The following is a 24,652-nucleotide window of genomic DNA, read 5'->3' as shown; positions in this document are numbered from 1 at the left end:
GTGGCACGCGTGAAGCGGGCGGTCAACGCCCAGAAGAAGCGCCGTTCAACCCTCGAGCGCGCAAGCGGCTACCGCGGTCAGCGTTCGCGTCTGTACCGCAAGGCGAAGGAGCAGGTCACCCACTCCCTCGTCTACGCGTACCGCGACCGCAAGGCCCGCAAGGGCGACTTCCGCAAGCTGTGGATCCAGCGGATCAACGCGGCGTCGCGGGCGCAGGGCATGACCTACAACCGCCTGATCCAGGGCCTCAAGCTGGCCGGCGTCGAGGTCGACCGCCGTGTGCTCGCCGACCTCGCGGTCAACGACGCACCGGCCTTCAACGTCCTCGTCAAGGTGGCGAAGGATGCCCTCCCGGCGGACGTGAACGCGCCGTCCGCGGCGTGACGTCCTGAGCTGCGACCGACAGACGCCAGACCGACGAGCGCCCGGCCGATGCCCGAGCTGACCAACCCCCGCGCAGAGCGGGTCGCGTCAGTTCGTGCGCTGGCCGGGCGCTCGGCGCGTCGGCGTCACGGCCAGTTCCTTGCCGAGGGGCCGCAGGCGGTCCGCGAGGCGGTCCGGGCTGAGCCGGCGGGCACCCGCCGGTCGGTCCGGGACCTCTACGTCACCGAGGAGTCCGCGGAGCGGTATCCGGAGATCGTCGCCGAGGCTCAGGATCGCGGGCTGCGCGTCCATGTCGGCACCCCTGAGGTGCTCGCGGCGATGAGCCCGGACGCGCAGCAGGTCCTGGCGGTGGTCGAGATCCGAGCGTGGTCCATGGCGGAGGTGCTCGCCGCGCGTCCACGGCTCGTCGCCGTCCTCGCGCACGTACGTGACCCCGGGAACGCCGGCACGGTGATCCGTGCCGCCGACGCCGCCGGCGCCGACGCCGTGGTGATCACGGCCGAGAGCGTCGACCTGCACAACCCGAAGGTGGTCCGCGCGACGGCCGGTTCGATCTTCCATCTCCCGGTGGTCACGGGTCTGCCGCTCGACGAGGTGCTCGCTGCGCTGCGTGCCGCCGGGCTCTCGGTGCTCGCGGCCGACGGCTCCGGCGAGCACGACCTGGACGATCTGCTCGACGCCGCGGACCGGGCGCGAGCCGTCGCGGCAGCCGACTCCGGTGCCCTCGCAGGCAGCATGGTGCCCGGCAGCCCGGCCCCCGGCATCCCCGCGCCCGACCTCTCCGCACCCACCGCGTGGGTCTTCGGCAACGAGGCATGGGGTCTGCGTCCCGATGACCGCACCCTGGCCGATGCGGTCGTACGGGTGCCGATCCGGGGGAGCGCCGAGTCGCTCAACCTGGCGGCCGCGGCCACCGTCTGCCTGTACGCGAGCGCGCGCGCCCAGCGCTGAGCGCCCGTCCGCGGACCCGACGCCGGCGGCAAGCCATCTGCGCGACGGACGCCATCTGCGCGATCCTGGGGCATGCGACTGTTCGCGGCGGTGCTCCCCCCTGCGGAGGTGCTCGGACACCTCGACGGTGCGCTCGAGGCCGTGCGATGCGGTACCGGGTCGTCGGGGGCCGGGGAGGCGTTGCGGTGGAGCCCGCCGGAGGCTCGTCACCTGACGGTGGCCTTCTACGGCGACGTTCCCGAGGGCTACCTCCGAGACGTCGCCGACGAGCTCGCCGGCATCGCCGCTCGTCGTGCTCCCTTCGACCTCGCCCTGCGCGGCGCCGGGACGTTCGACCGGCGCACGCTGTGGATCGGCTGCGCCGGTGACGCCGCGGCGCTCGCGCGCCTGACCCGCGAGGCGGTCGCCGTCGGCCGTGACCTGCTCGGCCGATCCGACGACCGGGTGCGCTCCCGTGCCCACCTGACCGTCGCACGGGTCGGCGGACGCGCCCGGACCCGACCCGACCGGTGGTCGACGACGCGGCGCGGGGCAGGTGGGAACGGCGGCACGGGTGGGCACGGCGGCACGGGTGGGCACGACGGGGCGGACGACCCGGCCGGTGTCGGGTCGCTCGCCCGCGCCCTGGCCGTCTACCGGGGGCCGACCTGGCGGGTCGACGAGCTCGTCCTCGTGTCCTCCGAGCTCGGGGCGGGACCGTCGGGGCACGCCAGGCACGAGATCGTGCGCCGGTTCGCCCTGGCAGCTGTGGCAGGATGACGGCATGTCGTCCATCCCCGTCACGGTGGCCTGTGGTCGCCGATTTACCGGGCCCGCAGGTGGGCCACGCGACTGAGTCGCGCACGGGACGAGCCGACACGGACGCTCCGCGACAGCCCACGGCGGGCCATGCTCCGTCCGCAGGCCGCGAGGCCACCCCGCACCCGCCCGGAAGGCTCGGATGTCTGACTCCAGCACGTTCTCACCGCTCGACGGCGCCGCGATCGACGCCGCCGTCTCCGCAGCACTCGACGCCTTCGCACGCGCGACGGACCTCGACCTCCTCAAGGACGCGCGCCTCGCGCACGTCGGCGACCGCAGCCCGCTCGCCCTGGCCAACCGGGCGATCGGTGGGCTCCCCGCGGCGGACAAGGCCGTCGCCGGCAAGACCCTCGGAGGTGCTCGCGGTCGGGTGGCGGCGGCTCTGGCCCGGCGGCAGTCCGAGCTCGAGGCGGACCGCGATGCCCGGGTCCTGGTCGAGGAGACCATCGACGTCACGCTGCCGGTCGACCGCGCCCCCCGGGGCGCGCGCCATCCGCTGGAGACGCTCCAGGAGCGGATCGCCGACTTCTTCGTCGCGATGGGCTGGGAGATCGCCGAGGGCCCGGAGCTCGAGACCGAGTGGTTCAACTTCGACGCCCTGAACTTCGGCGTGGACCACCCGGCCCGGCAGATGCAGGACACGTTCTTCGTCGAGGGCCCACGGGCGCCGGGGTCGGCCGAGGCCGAACCGTCCGGGCTGGTGCTGCGCACGCACACCTCGCCCGTACAGGCGCGGGCACTGCTCGAGCGCGATCTCCCGGTGTATGTCGCCTGCCCGGGCAAGACGTTCCGCGCCGACGAGCTCGACGCGACGCACACCCCCGTCTTCCACCAGGTCGAGGGCCTGGCGGTCGACAAGGGTCTGACGATGGCCCACCTCAAGGGCACTCTGGACCACTTCGCCAGGGCGGTCTTCGGTCCCGAGGCCCGCACCAGGCTGCGCCCCTCCTTCTTCCCGTTCACCGAGCCCAGCGCCGAGATGGACCTGTGGTTCCCGCAGAAGAAGGGCGGCCCGGGCTGGATCGAGTGGGGCGGCTGCGGCATGGTCAACCCGAACGTGCTGCTCGCCTGCGGGATCGACCCGGACGTCTACTCGGGCTTCGCTTTCGGGATGGGCATCGAGCGCACCCTGATGCTGCGCCATGGCATCGCCGACATGCACGACATGGTGGAGGGCGACGTGCGCTTCTCCCTGCAGTTCGAGGGGACGATCTGATGCCGCGGATCCCACTGACCTGGCTGGCCGACCATGTCGAGCTGCCCGCCGGCACCACGGCCGAGCACCTCGCGGCCGATCTGGTCCGCGTCGGGCTCGAGGAGGAGGCCATCCACCCGGCTGCCGTGACCGGGCCGCTCGTGATCGGCCAGGTGGTCGAGTGCACACCCGAGGAGCAGACGAACGGCAAGACGATCAACTGGTGCCGGGTCGATGTCGGCCCGCTCAACGAGGTCACGCCGGACGGCTCGTCGCGACCGCGCGGGATCGTCTGCGGCGCGCACAACTTCGGGGTGGGCGACCGCGTCGTCGTCGCCCTGCCGGGAGCGGTGCTGCCCGGCCCGTTCCCGATCGCGAGCCGCAAGACCTACGGCCACGTGTCCGACGGGATGATCTGCTCGGCGCGTGAGCTGGGCCTGGGCGAGGACCACGACGGGATCATCGTCATCTCGCGGCTCGGTCTCGACGCCGAGCCCGGCACGGATGCGCGCGCGCTGCTGGGTCTCGGTGACGAGGTCCTGGAGATCAACGTCACGCCGGACCGCGGCTACTGCTTCTCCATGCGCGGCGTGGCCCGGGAGTACGGGCACTCCACCGGAGCTGTCTTCACCGACCGCGGGCTTCCGGGGCTGGACCCGGACGGCGCGGACGTGCGCCCGGCCGGTGGCGGGTTCGGCGTCGAGCTGGCCGATGACGCCCCGATCGACGGTCGGGCGGGTTGTGATCGGTTCGTCGCGCAGGTCGTGCGCGGCGTGGCAGCGTCCGGGCCGTCACCGGTGTGGATGCAGCGTCGTCTGACGCAGGCCGGGATGCGGCCGATCTCGCTCGCGGTCGACGTCACCAACTACGTGATGCTCGATCTGGGTCAGCCACTGCACGCCTACGACCTCGGGCAGGTCGTGGAGCCGATCGTGGTGCGGCGAGCCCGCCCGCAGGACCGGCTGCGCACGCTCGACGGCGTGGACCGGCGGCTGCTCGAGCAGGACCTGCTGATCACAGACAGCCCTGCCAGCCCTGCCGGCCCTGACGGCCGCGACGGGGTCGTCGGATCCCGCGTCCTCGGGCTGGCGGGTGTCATGGGCGGTGCCGAGAGCGAGATCACGACGGTCACGACCGACCTGCTCATCGAGGCTGCGCACTTCGACCCGGTGTCGGTCGCGCGCACCGCGCGCCGGCACAAGCTGCCGAGCGAGGCGGCCCGGCGCTTCGAGCGTGGCGTCGACCCGCAGCTGCCCCGAGTGGCGGTGGCGCGCGTCGTCGCCCTGCTGCTCGAGCACGGTGGCGGTCAGGCGGACAGCGCTGTGACCGACGTCGACCGGACCGCGCAGCCCGCCGTCGTCAGCCTGCCGGTGGAGCTGCCGGCACGACTGGTCGGCGTCGACTACTCCGCGGCGCAGGTGCGCGAGACGCTCGAGGAGATCGGCTGCCAGGTGTCCGGCCCGCCCGATGCCGGTGTCGTCGACGTCTCGGTGCCGAGCTGGCGTCCTGACCTGACCAGGCCGGTCGACCTGGTCGAGGAGATCGCCCGCCTACGGGGCTACGACGCGATCCCGTCCGTCCTGCCCACTGCACCAGCCGGGCGCGGCCTCACCGACGGCCAGCGGGCCCGCCGCTCGGTGGCCTGGGCGCTGGCCGGCGCGGGCTTCGTCGAGGTCCTGACCTACCCGTTCGTCGGCGCGCACCAGCACGACGAGCTCGCCCTGCCGGCTGACGACGTCCGTCGCCGTGCGGTGCGCCTGCTCAACCCGCTGTCCGACGAGCAGCCCGAGATGCGCACGAACCTGCTGGTGACCCTGCTCGACGCCGCCCGCCGCAACGTCGCCCGCGGCACCACCGACCTGGCGGTCTTCGAGATCGGCCTGGTCACCCGACCGGTCGACGGTGCACCGGCCGCGCCCCGGCTGCCGGGAGCGGTCCGTCCCTCGGAGCAGGATCTTGCCCGGCTCGCTGCCGCCGTACCGCCCCAGCCTCGCCGGGTCGCCGGTGTGCTCACCGGTGTGCGAGAGCCTGCCGGCTGGTGGGGCCCGGGCCGTCGAGCCGACCACACCGACGCCATCGCCGCCGCGCTGCTCGTCGCCCGGACCGTGCGGGCCGACGTCGTCGTGGCCCGCGACGCGGACCACGCACCGTGGCACCCGGGCCGGACCGCGCGTCTGCAGACCGCCGACGGAACGCTCGTCGGGCACGCCGGCGAGCTGCACCCGAAGGTCGTTGCTGCGCTGGCCCTGCCGGCCCGCGCGGTCGCCTTCGAGGTCGACCTCGACGTCCTGCTCGCGGCCGCGCCGAGCGAACCCCTCCAGGCCCGCCCGGTCTCCGGTTTCCCGGTCGCCAAGGAGGACATCGCTCTCGTGGTGGACGCCGGCGTGTCGGCCGGCGAGCTCCTCGAGGCGGTCCGGGTCGGCGCATCGGCCTCAGCGGCCGGTGACATCGTCGAGGAGCTCAGGCTCTTCGACGTGTACACCGGATCACAGGTCGGTGCGGGCAAGAAGTCGCTCGCGTTCTCGCTGCGGCTCCGTGCGGGCGACCGCACGCTGACGGCCGCGGAGGCGGCTGACGTGCGGGAGTGCGCAGTCGCCGAGGCGAACCGGCGGTTCGGCGCGGTGCTCCGAGCCTGAGGGTCCGGGCCCCGGCCCAGACCCTCAGGCTCGGAGCTCGGGCCCAGGCCTCAGGTCTCGGACGCCCGGGCCATCAGTGCCACCCGCACCGTCCCGCCCTTGGTGACCTGCTCGGCGACCTGGACGAAGCCCAGGCGCCCGTGGAACGCGAGGGAGCCAGGGTTGGGCGGCTCGAGGTTGACCTCGCAGGTCACCTCGGCGAGCGCGAGCTCGGCCGCGCGGGCGAAGGCGGCGTCGTACAGCGCGCGGCCGATCCCACGCCCGTGGGCGTGCGGTGCGACGACGATGCGGTCGACGTACAGCGAACCGGGGCGGTGGGCCTCGAACCACAGGTAGTTCTCGCTCGCGTACGGTGCGCCGGGCGCGAGAGCGAGCAGGAAGCCGGTGGGCAGCCCGGCGGTGTCGTGGGCCACCACGGCGAGGTCGCACCCCGGGACGTGTGCGGTGAGCCCGTCGAGGCCGAGCCGGTTGACGGCGGGCACGGCTGCGTCGTTGAGCGCGGCGAGTGCCACGAGGTCGCCCGGCCCGACGGGGCGCAGCGGCGGCGGTGACGGCACGGACGGCACCGACGGCACGGGCGTCACGGCAGCAGCACGACCTTGCCGATGGTGGCGCGGCCCTCCAGGTCCCGGTGCGCCTGCGCGGCGTCGGCCAGGGCGTACGTCGCGCCGATCCGGACGTCGAGGCGCCCCGCGCCCACCGCGGCGAGGAGCTCGCCGGCGCGGCGGAGCAGCTCGGGCCGGGTGGCCGTGTAGTGCCCGAGGGTCGGTCGGGTCAGGTACACCGATCCAGCCGCGTTGAGACGCTGCGGGTCGACCGGGGGCACCTGCCCGGACGCGCCGCCGAAGAGGGCCAGCCCGCCACGCACGGCCAGCGAGGCCAACGACGCGTCGAAGGTCGCGCGGCCCACGCCGTCGAACACCGTGGCGACCCCGGCGCCGTCGGTCAGCGCCCGGACGGCGGCCGGCAGGTCCGTCGTGAGGTCGGCCAGCTCGTCGTACCGGATCACGTCGCTCGCTCCCGCGGCTCGGGACACGGCGGCCTTCTCGGCGGTGGAGACGGTCGTCAGCACGCGGGCACCACGGGCGACGGCGAGCTGGGTCAGCAGCAGACCGACGCCGCCGGCACCGGCGTGCACCAGGACGGTCTGGCCGGCGGTGACCGGGAAGGTGGAGTCGACGAGGTAGTGGGCCGTCATGCCCTGCAGCAGGAGAGCCGCAGCGGTCGTGAGGTCGACGTCGTCGGGTACCGGCACGGCGGCGGCCGCGGCCACCCGCACCCGCTCGGCATAGGAGCCGGACACGCTCGAGGCCCAGGCGACCCGGTCGCCGACGGCGAGGTCGTCGACCCCGGGTCCGACGCCGGTCACGGTTCCGGCACCCTCGCTGCCCACGACGTGCGGGAAGGCCATCGGGTAGATGCCGGCCCGCCGGTAGGTGTCGATGAAGTTGACCCCGGCCGCCGCGACCTGGACGACCACCTCGCCGCGGCCGGCTGACGGCTCGGGCAGGGTGTCGAGGGACAGGACGTCGGGGCCGCCCGGGGCGGTGGCCTGGATAGTGCGCATGACCAGGCAACGCGCCGGTGCGGTGTCGTGTTCCGCTGTCCCGTTGTGCGCCGACATACAGAGTCATGTATATTCATGCACATGTCGGTACGGGTCGCGGTGTCAGGGGCGAGCGGGTACGCGGGGGGCGAGGTCCTGCGCCTGCTGGCCGGCCATCCCGACGTCGAGATCGGCGCGGTGACCGCCTTCTCGTCAGCCGGGGACCGCCTCGGCGAGCACCAGCCGCACCTGCGCTCGCTCGCCGACCGGATCATCGAGCCGACGACCCCAGCGAGCCTCGCCGGCCACGACGTCGTCGTCCTCGCACTGCCGCACGGGGCTTCGGGCGCCGTGGCGGCCGAGCTCGGCGACGACGTGCTCGTGCTCGACTGCGGGGCGGACCACCGACTCGCCGACGCATCGGACTGGGTCGCCTTCTACGGCAGCCCGCACGCTGGGACGTGGCCCTACGGCCTTCCCGAGCTGATCCTCGACCGTGGCCTGCGGCGGCAGCGCGACCAGCTCGTCGGTGCCCGGCGGGTCGCGGTGCCCGGCTGCAACGTCACGGCCGTCACCCTCGGGATCCAGCCGGGCGTCGCAGCAGGCGTCGTCGAGGCGACCGACCTGGTCGCCGTGCTGGCGGTGGGCTACTCGGGTGCGGGCAAGGCCGCCAGGACCCATCTCCTGGCCGCCGAGGGTCTCGGCTCGGCCGCACCGTACGCGGTGGGCGGCACCCATAGGCACATCCCCGAGATCGAGCAGAACCTGCGCGCCGTCGGGGCGAGCGAGGTCTCGCTCTCCTTCACTCCCGTGCTCGTCCCGATGTCCCGGGGGATCCTCGCCACCACGACCGCGCGGCTCGCCGACGGTGCCGACGCGGCCTCCGTCCGGGCGGCCTGGGAGCTGGCCTACGCCGACGAGCCCTTCGTCCACCTGCTGCCCGCGGGGCAGTGGCCCACGACGGCGGCCACGGTCGGGGCGAACACCGCCCTGGTCCAGGTCGCGGTCGACGAGCGGGCCGGCCGCGTCGTGGCGGTCTGCGCTCTCGACAACCTGGTCAAGGGCACCGCGGGCGCCGCCGTGCAGTCGATGAACCTCGCACTCGGTCTGCCCGAGACCGCGGGCCTGTCTCTCGAGGGAGTCGCACCATGAGCGTCACCGCCCCCCGTGGCTTCCGGGCCGCCGGTGTCACGGCCGGCCTCAAGCCCTCGGGCCGGCCCGATGTCTCGCTCGTGGTCAACGACGGCCCGCGACACGACGCCGCGGCGGTCTTCACCACCAACCGCGTGGTCGGCGCGCCCGTGACCTGGTCGCGCCAGGTGGTGGCGGACGGCGTCGTGCACGCGGTGGTGCTCAACAGCGGCGGCGCGAACGTGTGCACCGGTCCGGGCGGCTTCGCCGACGTGCACGAGACCGCTGAGCACGTCGGCGAGCTCCTGGGGATCTCGTCGGGCGACGTCGTCGTGTGCTCGACGGGCCTGATCGGTGAGCGACTGCCACTGATGACTCTCCTCGCCGGGATCACGGCTGCCGTCGGGGTCCTCGCCGAGGACGGTGGCGACGACGCCGCTGTGGCGATCATGACCACCGACACGGTGCCGAAGACCGTGCACGTCGCGGGTGGCCGTGGGACGGCGTCCTGGTCGGTCGGCGGGATGGCCAAGGGCGCCGGGATGCTCGCGCCGGCGATGGCGACGATGCTCTGCGTCCTGACGACCGATGCGGTCGTCGACGCGGCGACTGCCGACGCCGCCCTGCGCGCCGCGACGCGCGTGACCTTCGATCGGGTGGACTCCGACGGCTGCATGTCGACGTCCGACACCGTGACCCTGCTCGCCTCGGGTGCCAGCGGAGTCGAGGTCGGCCACGACGAGCTGGTCGAGGTGCTCACCGAGGCCTGCGGCATCCTCGCCCGGGCCCTGGTGGCCGACGCCGAAGGTGCGACGCACGACATCGCCGTGCACGTCGTCGGTGCCCAGAGCCAGGACGCGGCCGTCGCCGTCGGCCGGGCCGTGACGAGGTCCAACCTGTTCAAGGCCGCGATGTACGGCAACGACCCCAACTGGGGACGCATCCTCGCGCAGGTCGGCACCGTCCCGGTCGAGGTCGCGGCGTTCGACCCGGACCGGCTCGACGTGAGCATCAACGGCGTGCAGATCTGCCGGGCCGGGGGAGTCGGCGAGCCGCGCTCGCTGGTCGACCTCGCAGCCCAGCGCGAGGTGCACGTCGAGATCGACCTGCACGCAGGTCCGGCCGCCGCGACGGTCTGGACGAACGACCTCACGCACGACTACGTCCACGAGAACAGCGCGTACTCCACATGAGCCACCTGACGCCCCAGCCCGCCGAGGGTCTCGACATCGACATCCGGACCGATCTGCGCCCGGACCAGAAGGCCGAGGTGCTGATCGAGGCGATGCCCTGGCTCGAGGAGTTCGCCGGCGCGCTGTTCGTCGTGAAGTACGGCGGCAACGCGATGATCGACGACGACCTGCGGCGGGCCTTCGCACAGGACATGGTCTTCCTGCGCATGGTCGGTCTGCACCCGGTCGTCGTGCACGGGGGCGGCCCGCAGATCTCGACGATGCTCAACCGGCTCGGCATCGAGAGCGAGTTCCGCGGCGGCCTGCGGGTCACGACGCCCGAGAGCATGGACGTGGTGCGCATGGTGCTCACCGGCAAGGTCTCCCGCGAGCTCGTCGGACTGCTCAACGCGCACGGCCCGTACGCGGTCGGCCTGTCCGGCGAGGACGGCGGGCTGCTGCGGGCCCGACGGCGCACCGCGACCGTCGACGGCAAGCAGGTCGACGTCGGACAGGTCGGGGACGTCGTGGAGGTCGACCCGCGGGCCGTGCGCGACCTGCTCGACGCCGGCCGGATCCCGGTGGTCTCGACGGTCGCACCCGACATCGACGACCCCACCCAGGTGCTCAACGTCAACGCGGACACTGCTGCTGCCGCGCTCGCCGTCGCCCTGGGCGCCCGGAAGCTGATCATCCTGACCGACGTCGAGGGGCTCTACACCGACTGGCCGGACCGCACCTCGCTCGCCCGGCGGATCCGGGTCTCGGCGCTCGCGGCGCTGCTGCCCCGTCTCGAGTCGGGCATGGTGCCGAAGATGGAGGCCTGTCTGCGGGCGGTCCGCGGCGGGGTCCCGCAGGCGCACGTCGTCGACGGGCGCGCTGCGCACTCGGTGCTCATGGAGGTCTTCACCGAACGCGGCATCGGGACGATGGTGCTGCCGGACGACCTGCGCACGGGTTCGCTGCCGATCGTGCACGCCAGGACGGAGGGCGACGCATGAGCGCCGTCCAGCCGTCCGGCGGTTCCGTCGAGCTGACCGGTTCGGGCGCGCAGTGGACGGATCGCTACTCCCATGCGCTGATGAACACGTTCGGTGCGCCGCGTCGGGTCCTGGTCCGTGGCGAGGGCGTCCACGTCTGGGATGCCGACGGCCGGCGCTACCTCGACCTGCTCGCCGGGATCGCGGTCAACGCGCTGGGGCACGCCCACCCGACCCTGACCGCGGCGATCAGCGCGCAGCTCGGCACGCTCGGCCACGTGTCGAACTTCTTCGCGACGCCGGTGCAGATCGCCCTCGCCGAGCGCCTGATCGCCCTGGCCGACGGCGACGCCGACTCCCGGGTCTTCTTCACGAACTCCGGCACGGAGGCCAACGAGGCCGTCTTCAAGATGGCCCGGCGCACCGGCCGCCCGCGCATCCTCGCGCTCGAGGGTTCCTTCCACGGTCGGACGATGGGCGCCTTGGCCCTGACCCACAAGCCGGCCTATCGCGAACCGTTCGAGCCGTTGCCCGGGGGAGTGGAGTTCCTGCCGTTCGGCGACACCGCCGCGCTCGAGTCCGCCATGGCGGACGACGTCGCGGCGATCGTGCTCGAGGTCGTGCAGGGTGAGGCGGGCGTCCGTCCGTTGCCGCCCGGGTACCTGGCGCACGCGCGCCGGCTCGCCGACGACCACGGTGTCCTGCTGGTCGTCGACGAGGTCCAGACCGGCGTCGGACGGACCGGTGCCTGGTTCGCCCATCAGCACCAGGGACTCGGCGGCGGCGTGCGGCCCGACGTCATCACGCTCGCCAAGGGTCTCGGCGGCGGGTTCCCGGTCGGTGCGGTCGTCGCGCACGGTCGTCGCGCCGCCACCCTGCTCGGCGCAGGGCAGCACGGCACCACGTTCGGCGGGAACCCGGTCGCGGCGGCTGCCGCCCTCGCGACCCTCGGCGTGATCGAGCGGGACGGCGTCCTCGCGCACGTCACGGCTCTCGGCACGCAGCTGGCCGCTGCCCTGCGGGAGATCCGCCCCCTGGTCCGCGAGGTCCGCGGTGCGGGTCTGCTGATCGCGATCGAGCTCAGCGCGCCGGTGGCGGCGACCGTCGCCGACCTCGCCCTCGAGGCCGGGTTCATCGTCAACCCGGTGACGACGACGGCCCTGCGGCTCGCCCCGCCGCTGATCGTGACCTGGGAGCAAGTCAGCACCTTCGTCGACTTCCTCGCAGGGCTCCCGTCCGACCTGACCGGCCCGAGAACCGTGACCGCACAGAAGGAGGCCAGCTGATGGTGCGCCACTTCCTGCGTGACGACGACCTCTCGCCGGCGGAGCAGACCGAGGTCCTCGAGCTCGCCGTGCGACTGAAGGCCGACCGGTTCGCCGAACGCCCGCTGGCGGGGCCGAGGACCGTCGCGATCCTCTTCGACAAGCCGACGCTGCGGACCCAGGTCTCCTTCACGGCCGGGGTCGTCGAGCTCGGCGGCTACCCGATGGTGGTCGACGGCAACCTGGCCCAGATCGGCGTTCGCGAGTCCGTCGCCGACACGGCGCGGGTGCTCGGCCGGCAGGTCTCGGCCATCGTCTGGCGGACCTTCGACCAGTCCCGGCTGGTGGAGATGGCCGCGCACGTCGAGGTACCGGTCGTCAATGCACTCACCGACCAGTTCCATCCCTGCCAGGTGCTCGCGGACCTGCTGACGATCGCCGAGAACGTCGACGGCGGCGTGCGTGGCCTGCCCGGCCGGACGCTGGCGTACCTCGGCGACGGGGCGAACAACATGGCGCACTCGTACCTGCTGGGTGGCGCGCTCGCCGGCCTGCACGTGCGGATCGCCACCCCGGCCGGACGTACCCCCGACGAGGCGGTGCTGGCCGACGCGGCCGCGACAGCCCGCGTCACGGGTGGCTCGGTCACTGTCACCCAGGACGTCGCGGCTGCCGTCGCGGGAGCCGATGCGGTGGCGACCGACACCTGGGTGTCCATGGGCGACGACCTGGGCACGGCGGACGCCGAGCGGCTGTTCGCGCCGTACCGCCTCGACCAGGCGGTGCTCGCCCAGGCGGCACCGCACGCCGTCGTCCTGCACTGCCTGCCCGCCTACCGCGGCAAGGAGGTCACCGCCGAGGTGCTCGACGGCCCGCGGTCGGTGGTCTTCGACGAGGCCGAGAACCGGTTGCACGCCCAGAAGGCGCTGCTGACCTGGTTGCTGAGGCAGTCGTGATCCCGCGCGGCACCGTCGACGTACCGGGCCTGGGGGCGCCTCCTGGTGCTGTCGGCACGGCCAGCGTGCCGACGACCAAGGCGGCTCGCCACGCGCTGATCACCCGGCTGCTCGCGCACAGCTCCGTGCGGTCGCAGGGCGAGCTGGCGGCGGCGCTGGCGGCCGAGGGCCTGACGGTGACCCAGGCGACGCTCTCGCGTGACCTGGTCGAGCTGCGTGCTGTCCGGATCCGCGCCACCGACGGCTCGCTGACCTATGCGGTGCCAGGGGAGGGCGGCGACCGGACCCCGCAGACGGCCGGCGGCAGCGAGCAGCTCGCGGTGCGGCTGGCCCGGCTCTGCGCCGAGCTCCTGGTCACGGCCGAGTCGTCGGGCAACCTCGTGGTGCTGCGCACGCCGCCGGGTGCGGCCCAGTTCCTCGCCTCGGCGATCGACCACTCCGTGCTGCCCACCGTGCTCGGCACGATCGCGGGCGACGACACCGTGCTCGTGATCTCCCGGGAGGTGGACGGCGGCGACGCCGTCGCCCGCCGGTTCCTCGAGCTCGCCTCCGACGGCACCTGACCGGTGCGCCACCGACCTCCTGACCACCGACCCCCGAGACGCTCCCGCTGAGCGCACCTGACGCCCAGCACAGCAGACGCCCAGCACCACCTGTCGAGAAAGAGAACCGTCATGACTGAACGTGTCGTCCTTGCCTACTCCGGAGGCCTTGACACCTCCGTCGGCATCGGCTGGATCGCCGACGCGACCGGCGCCGAGGTGATCGCCGTGGCGGTCGACGTCGGCCAGGGCGGCGAGGACCTCGAGGTCATCCGCCGACGCGCGCTGGACTGCGGCGCGGTCGAGGCCTACGTCGCCGACGCGCGCGACGAGTTCGCGTCCGAGTACTGCATGCCCGCGCTCAAGGCCAACGCGCTGTACCTGGACCGCTACCCCCTGGTCTCGGCGCTGTCCCGCCCGGTGATCGTCAAGCACCTGGTCCGGGCCGCCCGCCAGTTCGGCGCCACGACTGTCGCCCACGGGTGCACCGGCAAGGGCAACGACCAGGTGCGGTTCGAGGTCGGCATCACCTCCCTCGCCCCCGACCTGCGGTGCATCGCCCCGGTCCGTGACCTCGCGCTCACCCGCGACAAGGCGATCGAGTACGCGACCTCGCACCGCCTGCCGATCGAGACGACCAAGCACAACCCGTTCTCCATCGACCAGAACGTGTGGGGCCGCGCGGTCGAGACCGGCTTCCTCGAGGACATCTGGAACGCGCCGACCAAGGACGTCTACACGTACACCGACGACCCGACCTTCCCGCCGGTGGCGGACGAGGTCGTCATCACCTTCGACCAGGGCGTCCCGGTGGCGCTCGACGGCGTGCCGGTGACCCCGCTGCAGGCCATCCAGGAGATGAACCGCCGCGCCGGTGCCCAGGGCGTGGGACGCATCGACGTGGTCGAGGACCGTCTCGTCGGCATCAAGTCCCGCGAGGTCTACGAGGCCCCGGGGGCGATCGCACTGATCGCTGCGCACCAGGAGCTCGAGAACGTCACGGTCGAGCGCGAGCAGGCCCGGTTCAAGCGCGGTGTCCAGCAGCGCTGGACCGAGCTCGTCTACGACGGCATGTGGTTCTCACCGCTCAAGCGTTCGCTCGACACCTTCATCGAGGACACCCAGCGCTACGTCAGCGGCGAGGTCCGCCTCGTCCTGCACGGCGGCCGCGCCGTCGTCACAGGGCGCCGCAGCGAGTCGAGCCTGTACGACTTCAACCTCGCCACCTACGACACCGGCGACACCTTCGACCAGTCGCACGCCAAGGGCTTCATCGAGATCTACGGTCTGACCGCCAAGCTCTCCGCGGCGCGCGACGTCAAGTTCGGCAACGGCGTCGACCTCGGCATCGGCGACCTGCCCTCGATCGATGGCTGAGCAGCCGGGCCAGGGTCAGGCGGCCGATGCACAGGGTGCGCGGCTGAGCCTGTGGGGCGGGCGCTTCGCCGGCGGGCCGGCCGACGCGCTGGCAGCGTTGTCGGTCAGCACCCACTTCGACTGGCGGCTCGCCGGGCATGACATCGCCGGGTCGGTCGCCCATGCGCAGGTGCTGCACGGCGCCGGCCTGCTCGACGACAGTGAGCTCGCGGCCATGCTGGACGCGCTCGGGAGGCTGCGCGCAGACGTCGCGGACGGGGCGTTCGGTCCGGCGCCCGACGACGAGGACGTGCACACCGCCCTCGAGCGGGGCCTGATCGAGCGCGCCGGGCTCGATCTGGGCGGCAAGCTCCGGGCCGGCCGGTCGCGCAACGACCAGATCGCGACCCTGGTGCGGATGTACCTGCGCGAGCAGGCCCGGCTGGTCTCCGGCCTGGTGCTCGACGTGGTCGATGCCCTGGCCACGCGGGCGGCCGCGGTCGGCGACGCGCCCATGCCGGGGCGGACCCACCTGCAGCATGCCCAACCTGTGCTGCTCGCCCACCACCTGCTCGCGCACGCCTGGCCGCTGATGCGCGACGTCGAGCGCTGGATGGACTGGGACGCCCGTGCCGCGCGCTCGCCGTACGGGTCGGGTGCGCTCGCCGGCTCCTCGCTCGGGCTCGACCCGGCCGCCGTCGCCGCCGAGCTCGGCTTCGACGGTCCGGTGGAGAACTCGATCGACGGGACGGCCTCGCGGGACGTGGTCGCGGAGTTCGCGTTCGTCGCGGCGATGACCGGCATCGACCTGTCCCGTTTCGCCGAGGAGATCGTGCTCTGGGCGACGCGCGAGTTCGGTTTCGTGCGCCTGGACGATGCGTACTCGACCGGGTCGAGCATCATGCCGCAGAAGAAGAACCCGGATGTCGCAGAGCTGGCCCGGGGCAAGGCCGGACGGCTGGTCGGTGACCTGACGGGTCTGCTGACCACGCTCAAGGGTCTGCCGCTGGCCTACAACCGCGATCTGCAGGAGGACAAGGAGCCCGTCTTCGACCAGGTCGACACCCTGACGGTCCTGCTGCCGGCCTTCGCCGGGATGGTCGCGACGATGACCTTCGACACCGAGCGGATGGCGGCCCTGGCTCCTCAGGGCTTCTCGCTGGCGACCGACATCGCCGAGTGGCTGGTCCGCCAGGGGGTGCCGTTCCGGGTCGCGCACGAGGTCGCCGGCACATGTGTGCAGGTCTGCGAGGCCAAGCAGCCGCCGATCGAGCTCTGGGACCTGACCGACGAGGACCTGGCGGGCATCTCGCCGGCTCTGACCCCGGCCGTGCGCGAGGTGCTGACGGTCGCAGGTTCGCTCGCGTCACGGTCGGCCACCGGCGGGACGGCTCCGGTGCGGGTCGCCGAGCAGCTCGCGGCGGCACGTGTCCGGGCGCGCCGGCTGAGGGTGTGGGCGACCGCGTGACGTCGGTCGCCGCTCTCGCCGACGCCGTGCGGGCCGCCGAGCCGCGGCTCGGGTCGGTCCGACTGGTGTGCGTCGAGGGTCCGGCCGGGTCCGGAAAGACCACGCTCGCGAACCTGCTCGGCGCCGAGCTCGACGGCACCGTGCTGCACCTGGACGACCTCTACGACGGCTGGGCCGGGCTCGACGGGGTCTTCGAGCGCCTCGACGAGCAGGTGCTCACCCCGCTGGGCCTCGGCCGCCGCGGCAGCTACCAGCGGTACGACTGGGAGCTCGCGAGGTTCGCGGACTGGCGGGAGGTCCCGGTACCGGCGTTCCTCGTGGTCGAGGGTTGCGGCAGCGCGCCGCGGGCGCTCGACGGGCGCGCCGTCCTGGTGGTCTGGGTCGAGGCGCCGGTCGACGTCCGGCTCGGTCGGGGTCTGGCACGCGACGGCGAGACGATGCGCGAGAACTGGCTGCGCTGGCTGGACCTGGAGGCTGCGCACTTCGCGCGGGAGGGCACCCGCGAGCGGGCCGACGTCGTCGTCGACGGCCGTACGGCGCTGCAGCCGTGACCGGGTCGGCCGCCGGGGCCGGGCGGGACTGGCTGGCCGGCCCCGTGCTCGAGGTGGCGCCGCGCCTGCTCGGTGCGCACCTCACGACCGCCCTGCCCGACGGCGTCGTCACGGTCCGGTTGACCGAGGTCGAGGCCTATGCCGGGCAGCAGGACCCGGGCTCCCACGCGTTCCGCGGCCGCACCGCGCGCAACGCCGCGATGTTCGGGCCCGCCGGGCACCTGTACGTCTACCGGCACCTCGGGCTGCACATCTGCGCCAACATCGTCACGGGTGTGGCCGGGACCGCCGCCGCGGTCCTTCTGCGGGCCGGTGAGGTCGTGCAGGGCCGGGACCTCGCGCTCGAGCGCCGCCGCCGCCGTGGGGTCGTCCGCACGGACGCCGACCTGGCCCGGGGGCCGGCCCGTCTCGCCGACTCCCTCGGCATCGACCTCACCCTGTACGGCGTCGACGTCCTGGACGATGCCGGTCCGGTTCGCCTGGTGCGGACCGCGTCGGTGCCGGAGCACCGGACCGGCCCTCGGGTGGGTGTCTCGGGCGACGGTGGTGACGCCGTCACGCACCCGTGGCGGTTCTGGCTGGACGGCGAGGCGACGGTGTCCGCCTACCGGCCGGCCCAGCCACGACCGCGCCGGCCGGGGAGTCGCGGGCCCGAGCGGCGTGGGCTGCCATGATCACGCGCTCGGCCGACCGACGGCCGGGAGACGACGTGTCGCTCACGTCACCATGGATCGACACCACGGCAGAGGCCCGCGTGCCGCACGCTGCGTGCACCGTCGGGACCCGGACACGGCAGACTGTCCGGAGCATGGTGCCGGGACCGCCCGGCCGGGGAGCGGAGGAGCATCGGTGGCGCACATCCTGGACGAGCTGTCGTGGCGGGGCCTGATCGCCCAGTCCACCGACGAGCAGGCCCTGCGTGAGGCGTTGTCGGCCGGTCCGGTCACCCTCTACTGCGGGTTCGACCCGACCGCGCCGAGCCTGCACCACGGACACCTGGTCCAGCTGGTGCTGCTGCGCCACCTGCAGCTCGCCGGCCACCGCGTCCTTGCCCTCGTGGGCGGCGCGACCGGCCTGATCGGTGACCCCCGGATGTCCGGGGAGCGCGTGCTCAACACCAAGGAGACCGTCGCCGAGTGGGTCGAGCGGCTGCGCTCCCAGATCTCCCGGTTCCTCGACTTCGAGGGCGACAACCCGGCGCAGATGGTCAACAACCTGGACTGGACCGCCGACCTCAGGGCGATCGACTTCCTGCGTGAGATCGGCAAGCACTACCGGCTCGGCACGATGCTCGCCAAGGACACCGTCGCGCGGCGGCTGGCCAGCCCGGAGGGCATCAGCTTCACCGAGTTCAGCTACCAGATCCTGCAGGGGATGGACTACCTCGAGCTCAGCCGACGGCACGGCTGCACGCTGCAGACGGGTGGGAACGACCAGTGGGGCAACCTGCTGTCCGGGGTCGAGCTGATCCGCAAGAGCGACCAGGCGTCCGTGCACGCGCTGACGACGCCACTGATCACCAAGGCCGACGGCACCAAGTTCGGCAAGTCCGAGGGCGGGGCGATCTGGCTCGCGCCCGACATGATGACGCCGTACGCCTTCTACCAGTTCTGGCTCAACACCGACGACGACGACGTGATGGGCTACCTGAAGATCTTCACCTTCCGCAGTCGGGACGAGATCGCCGAGCTCGGGACGGCCGTGACCGAGCGACCCGCCGCACGGCAGGCACAGCGCACCCTGGCCTATGACGTCACCTGCCTGGTGCACGGCTCCGACGCGACCGACAAGGTCGTGGCTGCGAGCCAGGCGTTGTTCGGCCGAGGGGAGCTCGGCGACCTGGACGAGTCGACGCTGTCGGCGGCGGTGGCTGAGCTCCCACGCGCCGAGGTGCACGGGGACGCGCCGGAGGTCGTCGATCTCCTGGTGTCCGCCGGGCTCGTCGGTGGCCGCGGTGCCGGCCGTCGGGCGATCGGCGAGGGTGGGGTCTCGGTAAACAACGTCCGGGTGGAGGACCAGGACGCGGTCCTCACCGCGGACCAGCTCCTGCACGGCCGGTGGGCAGTGCTGCGCCGCGGCAAGCGGACGCTGGCCGTCGCCGAACGGTCCCGGTAGGCGCGCCGCGACGGCATCGGCAGGTCGTCGCGCCCCCCCGGTGCCGGCGAAGCGCACCAGACGAGCGTTCGCGCAGATCAGGGGCCGTTTCCCGGCCGCGTGACCGGGGTCACTGGCAGGCGATTTGACGGAGGTCCGCGCCGTGCGTAGTGTTCTCTAAGTCGCCCCGGTGGGGAGGAACGGACAGCAGAGCGAAGGTTGCTCGCAGGCCGGTCCCCGCAGGCGAAAACCCTGGAACCACAGACTACGACGCTTCGGCGTCAGGTCAGCCGTGCCAGGATGGGTTGATGATGTTGTTCGACCGGCAAGCAGCCGGTTTGACAGGGGAAATCGACTCGGCTAAGTTTGAACGGTTGCCTCCGGACAGGTCGTAAGGACCTCGAGGGATGCGCGTCCGCTCCTTGAGAACTCAACAGCGTGCCAAAAGTCGATGCCAATCGTCATCGCAGCAAAGCGAGAGCCAGCCACACGGCCAGCTCGAACCGGATGCGAATGACTTGGCTGAGACAAATGTTTAACGTCAGTTGTACATTTGATCGACGCCAGATGATAACGGTCCTTCGGGGCCACTTCGTAAGTCGGTAACCCCGTGCGAGAGTGCGGATACCAATAGACATCTACGGAGAGTTTGATCCTGGCTCAGGACGAACGCTGGCGGCGTGCTTAACACATGCAAGTCGAACGGTGACCTTGGTGCTTGCACCAGGCGATCAGTGGCGAACGGGTGAGTAACACGTGAGTAACCTGCCCCCGACTCTGGGATAACCCCGGGAAATCGGAGCTAATACCGGATACGAGACGCACAGGCATCTGTGAGTCTGGAAAGAAATTCGGTCGGGGATGGACTCGCGGCCTATCAGCTAGTTGGTGAGGTAACGGCCCACCAAGGCGACGACGGGTAGCCGGCCTGAGAGGGCGACCGGCCACACTGGGACTGAGACACGGCCCAGACTCCTACGGGAGGCAGCAGTGGGGAATATTGCACAATGGGCGAAAGCCTGATGCAGCGACGCCGCGTGGGGGATGAAGGCCTTCGGGTTGTAAACCCCTTTCAGCAGGGAAGAAGCGAAAGTGACGGTACCTGCAGAAGAAGCGCCGGCTAACTACGTGCCAGCAGCCGCGGTAATACGTAGGGCGCAAGCGTTGTCCGGAATTATTGGGCGTAAAGAGCTCGTAGGTGGTTTGTCGCGTCTGCTGTGAAAACCCGAGGCTCAACCTCGGGCCTGCAGTGGGTACGGGCAGACTAGAGTGCGGTAGGGGAGACTGGAATTCCTGGTGTAGCGGTGGAATGCGCAGATATCAGGAGGAACACCGATGGCGAAGGCAGGTCTCTGGGCCGCAACTGACACTGAGGAGCGAAAGCATGGGGAGCGAACAGGATTAGATACCCTGGTAGTCCATGCCGTAAACGTTGGGCACTAGGTGTGGGGCTCATTCCACGAGTTCCGTGCCGCAGCTAACGCATTAAGTGCCCCGCCTGGGGAGTACGGCCGCAAGGCTAAAACTCAAAGGAATTGACGGGGGCCCGCACAAGCGGCGGAGCATGCGGATTAATTCGATGCAACGCGAAGAACCTTACCAAGGCTTGACATATGCCGAAAACTCATAGAGATATGGGGTCCGCAAGGGCGGTATACAGGTGGTGCATGGTTGTCGTCAGCTCGTGTCGTGAGATGTTGGGTTAAGTCCCGCAACGAGCGCAACCCTCGTCCTATGTTGCCAGCACATCATGGTGGGGACTCATAGGAGACTGCCGGGGTCAACTCGGAGGAAGGTGGGGATGACGTCAAATCATCATGCCCCTTATGTCTTGGGCTTCACGCATGCTACAATGGCCGGTACAAAGGGCTGCGATACCGCAAGGTGGAGCGAATCCCAAAAAGCCGGTCTCAGTTCGGATTGGGGTCTGCAACTCGACCCCATGAAGTCGGAGTCGCTAGTAATCGCAGATCAGCAACGCTGCGGTGAATACGTTCCCGGGCCTTGTACACACCGCCCGTCAAGTCACGAAAGTCGGTAACACCCGAAGCCAGTGGCCCAACTCGTAAGAGAGGGAGCTGTCGAAGGTGGGACCAGCGATTGGGACTAAGTCGTAACAAGGTAGCCGTACCGGAAGGTGCGGCTGGATCACCTCCTTTCTAAGGAGCATCTTGGCGCCGGCAACGGCGTCCAGGGCCTACTACCCGGGCATTCGATCCGGGGTGGGTAGCTCAAGGGTGGAACATCGACTAGTTGCGTTGTGCAACGGCATCCCAGTACCTCCTCCGGGAGTGGAACACGATGTCCTGAGTGCAACGCTAGGCACGCTGTTGGGTCCTGAGGGAACGGGCGAAAGCCTGGACCTCGGGCCGATCGAAAGATCGGTGCGTCGGCCTGCTTCGACCGGATGAACCGCCTCGCTCTAGTGAGGTAGGCGCCGGAGTGGAGCAGGACCGCCCGTAGCTTGAGAACTGCACAGTGGACGCGAGCATCTTTTAGTAAGTCTTTGTGGCAAGTTTTTAAGGGCAAACGGTGAATGCCTTGGCACTAGGAGCCGAAGAAGGACGTAGTAGCCTGCGATAAGCCTCGGGGAGTTGGCAAACGAACCGTGATCCGAGGATTTCCGAATGGGGAAACCCAGCTGGAGTCATGTCCAGTTACCCGCGCCTGAATATATAGGGCGTGTGGAGGGAACGTGGGGAAGTGAAACATCTCAGTACCCACAGGAAGAGATATTCCGTGAGTAGTGGCGAGCGAAAGCGGAACAGGCCAAACCAGTTGCGTGTGATAGCCGGCAGGCGTTGCGTAGCTGGGGTTGCGGGACCTTTCATGAAGCTCTGCCGAGCTTCGAGGGAGTCAGAAAGTCGCGTCATAGTCGAAGGGCATTGAAAGGCCCGGCACAGAGGGTGCAACCCCCGTAGACGAAATGGCGCGGCCTCCCGAGAGGTATCCCAAGTAGCACGGGGCCCGAGAAATCCCGTGTGAATCCGGAGAGACCACTCTCTAAGCCTAAATACTCCCTAGTGACCGATAGCGGACAAGTACCGTGAGGGAAAGGTGAAAAGTACCCCGGGAGGGGAGTGAAATAGTACCTGAAACCGTTTGCCTACAATCCGTTGGAGCCTCCCTAGCAGGGGTGACAGCGTGCCTTTTGAAGAATGAGCCTGCGAGTTAGTGGTACGTGGCGAGGTTAACCCGCGTGGGGAAGCCGTAGCGAAAGCGAGTCCGAATAGGGCGATTCAGTCGCGTGCTCTAGACCCGAAGCGAAGTGATCTAGCCATGGGCAGGTTGAAGCGCGGGTAAGACCGCGTGGAGGACCGAACCCACCTGGGTTGAAAACCGGGGGGATGACCTGTGGTTAGGGGTGAAAGGCCAATCAAACTTCGTGATAGCTGGTTCTCCCCGAAATGCATTTAGGTGCAGCGTCACGTGTTTCTTGCCGGAGGTAGAGCTACTGGATGGCCAATGGGCCCTACAAGGTTACTGACGTCAGCCAAACTCCGAATGCCGGTAAGTGAGAGCGTGGCAGTGAGACTGCGGGGGATAAGCTCCGTAGTCGAGAGGGAAACAGCCCAGACCACCAGCTAAGGCCCCTAAGCGTATGCTAAGTGGGAAAGGATGTGGAGTTGCACAGACAACCAGGAGGTTGGCTTAGAAGCAGCCACCCTTGAAAGAGTGCGTAATAGCTCACTGGTCAAGTGATTCCGCGCCGACAATGTAGCGGGGCTCAAGTATACCGCCGAAGCTGTGGCATTCACACAATAGCTAGGTCTTCGTGATCCAGGCGTGTGGATGGGTAGGGGAGCGTCGTGTGGCGAGTGAAGTCGCGGGGTGACCCAGCGGTGGACGCTACACGAGTGAGAATGCAGGCATGAGTAGCGAAAGACGGGTGAGAAACCCGTCCGCCGAATGACCAAGGGTTCCAGGGCCAGGCTAATCCGCCCTGGGTAAGTCGGGACCTAAGGCGAGGCCGACAGGCGTAGTCGATGGACAACGGGTTGATATTCCCGTACCGGCGAAGAACCGCCCATACCGAACCCGGTGATGCTAAGTGCCCGAAGCTTCGTAGATCCCTTCGGGGACGTCGAAGTGGAACGCACGACCCGAACCGGCATTAGGTAAGCGTATTAACAGGGGTGACGCAGGAAGGTAGCCCAGCGTGGCGATGGTAGTCCACGTCCAAGGTTGTAGGGCGAGGTGTAGGCAAATCCGCACCTCATATAGCCTGAGAACTGATGGTGACCGCTTATGCGGGATGATTGGGTGATCCTATGCTGCCTAGAAAAGCCTCGACGCGAGGTTCTAGCCGCCCGTACCCTAAACCGACTCAGGTGGTCAGGTAGAGAATACCAAGGCGATCGAGAGAATCGTGGTTAAGGAACTCGGCAAAATGCCCCCGTAACTTCGGGAGAAGGGGGGCCTGATGCGTGAAGGGACTTGCTCCCGGAGCGTTTGAAGGCCGCAGAGACCAGGGAGAAGCGACTGTTTACTAAAAACACAGGTCCGTGCGAAGTCGCAAGACGATGTATACGGACTGACGCCTGCCCGGTGCTGGAAGGTTAAGAGGACGGGTCAGCTCTTCGGAGCGAAGCTCAGAATTTAAGCCCCAGTAAACGGCGGTGGTAACTATAACCATCCTAAGGTAGCGAAATTCCTTGTCGGGTAAGTTCCGACCTGCACGAATGGCGTAACGACTTCTCCGCTGTCTCAACCGCGAACTCGGCGAAATTGCACTACGAGTAAAGATGCTCGTTACGCGCAGCAGGACGGAAAGACCCCGGGACCTTTACTATAGCTTGGTATTGGTGTTCGGTACGGCTTGTGTAGGATAGGTGGGAGACTGTGAAGCCGGCACGCCAGTGTCGGTGGAGTCAACGTTGAAATACCACTCTGGTCGTTCTGGATATCTAACCTCGGTCCGTAATCCGGATCAGGGACAGTGCCTGGTGGGTAGTTTAACTGGGGCGGTTGCCTCCTAAAAAGTAACGGAGGCGCTCAAAGGTTCCCTCAGCCTGGTTGGCAATCAGGTGTCGAGTGCAAGTGCACAAGGGAGCTTGACTGTGAGACTGACAGGTCGAGCAGGGACGAAAGTCGGAACTAGTGATCCGGCGGTGGCTTGTGGAAGCGCCGTCGCTCAACGGATAAAAGGTACCCCGGGGATAACAGGCTGATCTTGCCCAAGAGTCCATATCGACGGCATGGTTTGGCACCTCGATGTCGGCTCGTCGCATCCTGGGGCTGGAGTAGGTCCCAAGGGTTGGGCTGTTCGCCCATTAAAGCGGTACGCGAGCTGGGTTTAGAACGTCGTGAGACAGTTCGGTCCCTATCCGCTGCGCGCGCAGGAAACTTGAGAAGGGCTGTCCCTAGTACGAGAGGACCGGGACGGACGAACCTCTGGTGTGCCAGTTGTTCCGCCAGGAGCACGGCTGGTTGGCTACGTTCGGAAGGGATAACCGCTGAAAGCATCTAAGCGGGAAGCCTGCTTCAAGATGAGGTTTCCATGGGGTTTACCCCGAGAGGCTCCCAGCTAGACCACTGGGTAGATAGGCCGGACGTGGAAGTGTGGACTAAAGACACACGCAGCTGACCGGTACTAATAAGCCGATAACTTGACACAACTTACT

18 protein-coding genes and 2 rRNA genes are annotated in these 24,652 nt (G+C 69.7%); 18 read left to right on the top strand and 2 right to left on the bottom strand.

From position 1 onward, the window contains the following. The 5 genes from rplT to pheT all read left to right on the top strand — a co-directional run bounded on the left by rplT (position 1) and on the right by pheT (position 5,967). Positions 1 to 384 (top strand): 50S ribosomal protein L20, encoded by a 384-nt coding sequence (gene rplT / locus K415_RS0119355; RefSeq protein ID WP_024288678.1) that lies wholly within the window; start codon positions 1 to 3, stop codon positions 382 to 384. A gap of 48 nt (positions 385 to 432) precedes the next feature. Next, the gene (locus K415_RS0119350; RefSeq protein ID WP_024288677.1) at positions 433 to 1,335 is read left to right on the top strand and encodes an RNA methyltransferase; all 903 of its coding nucleotides are present in this window, start codon (positions 433 to 435) and stop codon (positions 1,333 to 1,335) included. 72 nt (positions 1,336 to 1,407) lie between these two features. Then, positions 1,408 to 2,094, top strand: coding sequence for an RNA 2',3'-cyclic phosphodiesterase (gene thpR, locus K415_RS0119345; RefSeq protein ID WP_024288676.1), 687 nt, complete (start codon positions 1,408 to 1,410; stop codon positions 2,092 to 2,094). A 181-nt stretch (positions 2,095 to 2,275) separates the two neighbouring features. Next, on the top strand, positions 2,276 to 3,352 hold the full coding sequence (gene pheS, locus K415_RS0119340; RefSeq protein ID WP_024288675.1) for a phenylalanine--tRNA ligase subunit alpha: 1,077 nt from the start codon (positions 2,276 to 2,278) through the stop codon (positions 3,350 to 3,352). Beyond that, positions 3,352 to 5,967 (top strand): phenylalanine--tRNA ligase subunit beta, encoded by a 2,616-nt coding sequence (gene pheT, locus K415_RS0119335; protein ID WP_024288674.1) that lies wholly within the window; start codon positions 3,352 to 3,354, stop codon positions 5,965 to 5,967. The genes pheS and pheT overlap by 1 nt, the downstream gene beginning before the upstream one ends. 50 nt (positions 5,968 to 6,017) lie before the next feature. Here pheT and K415_RS0119330 read toward each other — a convergent pair whose 3' ends face one another. Together K415_RS0119330 and K415_RS0119325 are read right to left on the bottom strand one after the other, a co-directional pair. Next, positions 6,018 to 6,551 carry a GNAT family N-acetyltransferase gene (locus K415_RS0119330; RefSeq protein WP_081785110.1) on the bottom strand — a complete coding sequence of 178 codons (534 nt, stop codon included), beginning with the start codon at positions 6,549 to 6,551 and terminating at the stop codon, positions 6,018 to 6,020. Next, complete coding sequence (locus K415_RS0119325; protein WP_024288672.1) at positions 6,548 to 7,534, bottom strand: quinone oxidoreductase; 987 nt, start codon at positions 7,532 to 7,534, stop codon at positions 6,548 to 6,550. The genes K415_RS0119330 and K415_RS0119325 overlap by 4 nt, the downstream gene beginning before the upstream one ends. A 75-nt stretch (positions 7,535 to 7,609) precedes the next feature. On the opposite strand from K415_RS0119325, the gene argC reads away from it, so the two are divergent. The 13 genes from argC to K415_RS0119260 all read left to right on the top strand — a co-directional run bounded on the left by argC (position 7,610) and on the right by K415_RS0119260 (position 24,645). Next, positions 7,610 to 8,665 carry an N-acetyl-gamma-glutamyl-phosphate reductase gene (argC, locus tag K415_RS0119320; RefSeq protein WP_029664183.1) on the top strand — a complete coding sequence of 352 codons (1,056 nt, stop codon included), beginning with the start codon at positions 7,610 to 7,612 and terminating at the stop codon, positions 8,663 to 8,665. Then, positions 8,662 to 9,837 (top strand): bifunctional glutamate N-acetyltransferase/amino-acid acetyltransferase ArgJ, encoded by a 1,176-nt coding sequence (argJ, locus tag K415_RS0119315; RefSeq protein ID WP_024288670.1) that lies wholly within the window; start codon positions 8,662 to 8,664, stop codon positions 9,835 to 9,837. The genes argC and argJ overlap by 4 nt, the downstream gene beginning before the upstream one ends. Beyond that, positions 9,834 to 10,817: an acetylglutamate kinase gene (gene argB, locus K415_RS0119310; protein ID WP_024288669.1), complete on the top strand. Its 984-nt coding sequence runs from the start codon at positions 9,834 to 9,836 to the stop codon at positions 10,815 to 10,817. Before argJ ends, argB begins: the two co-directional genes overlap by 4 nt. Continuing rightward, positions 10,814 to 12,082, top strand: coding sequence for an acetylornithine transaminase (locus tag K415_RS0119305; RefSeq protein ID WP_024288668.1), 1,269 nt, complete (start codon positions 10,814 to 10,816; stop codon positions 12,080 to 12,082). The genes argB and K415_RS0119305 overlap by 4 nt, the downstream gene beginning before the upstream one ends. Continuing rightward, positions 12,082 to 13,017 (top strand): ornithine carbamoyltransferase, encoded by a 936-nt coding sequence (argF, locus tag K415_RS0119300; RefSeq protein ID WP_024288667.1) that lies wholly within the window; start codon positions 12,082 to 12,084, stop codon positions 13,015 to 13,017. The genes K415_RS0119305 and argF overlap by 1 nt, the downstream gene beginning before the upstream one ends. 29 nt (positions 13,018 to 13,046) lie before the next feature. Further along, complete coding sequence (locus K415_RS0119295) at positions 13,047 to 13,580, top strand: arginine repressor (protein WP_024288666.1); 534 nt, start codon at positions 13,047 to 13,049, stop codon at positions 13,578 to 13,580. Positions 13,581 to 13,691: 111 nt separating this feature from the next. Further along, positions 13,692 to 14,936, top strand: coding sequence for an argininosuccinate synthase (locus K415_RS0119290; RefSeq protein ID WP_024288665.1), 1,245 nt, complete (start codon positions 13,692 to 13,694; stop codon positions 14,934 to 14,936). After that, a complete protein-coding gene (argH, locus tag K415_RS0119285; RefSeq protein ID WP_024288664.1) occupies positions 14,929 to 16,383 on the top strand; it encodes an argininosuccinate lyase in 1,455 nt (484 codons plus the stop codon). The genes K415_RS0119290 and argH overlap by 8 nt, the downstream gene beginning before the upstream one ends. Next, positions 16,380 to 16,934, top strand: coding sequence for a uridine kinase (locus K415_RS0119280; protein WP_231494937.1), 555 nt, complete (start codon positions 16,380 to 16,382; stop codon positions 16,932 to 16,934). Before argH ends, K415_RS0119280 begins: the two co-directional genes overlap by 4 nt. Then, a complete protein-coding gene (locus tag K415_RS0119275; protein ID WP_024288662.1) occupies positions 16,931 to 17,608 on the top strand; it encodes a DNA-3-methyladenine glycosylase in 678 nt (225 codons plus the stop codon). Before K415_RS0119280 ends, K415_RS0119275 begins: the two co-directional genes overlap by 4 nt. 175 nt (positions 17,609 to 17,783) lie before the next feature. Continuing rightward, positions 17,784 to 19,049 (top strand): tyrosine--tRNA ligase, encoded by a 1,266-nt coding sequence (tyrS, locus tag K415_RS0119270; protein ID WP_024288661.1) that lies wholly within the window; start codon positions 17,784 to 17,786, stop codon positions 19,047 to 19,049. 616 nt (positions 19,050 to 19,665) lie between these two features. Then, a 16S ribosomal RNA gene (locus K415_RS0119265) occupies positions 19,666 to 21,187 on the top strand. A gap of 350 nt (positions 21,188 to 21,537) precedes the next feature. Next, positions 21,538 to 24,645: ribosomal RNA gene (locus tag K415_RS0119260) — 23S ribosomal RNA — on the top strand. Together the 16S and 23S rRNA genes form the textbook arrangement of a ribosomal RNA operon. Positions 24,646 to 24,652: the final 7 nt, after the last annotated feature.

This window comes from Cellulomonas sp. KRMCY2, assembly GCF_000526515.1.
GTDB lineage: Bacteria > Actinomycetota > Actinomycetes > Actinomycetales > Cellulomonadaceae > Actinotalea.
Note: the sequence above shows the minus strand (reverse complement) of the source record. Positions and strands in the feature narration are given on the sequence as shown.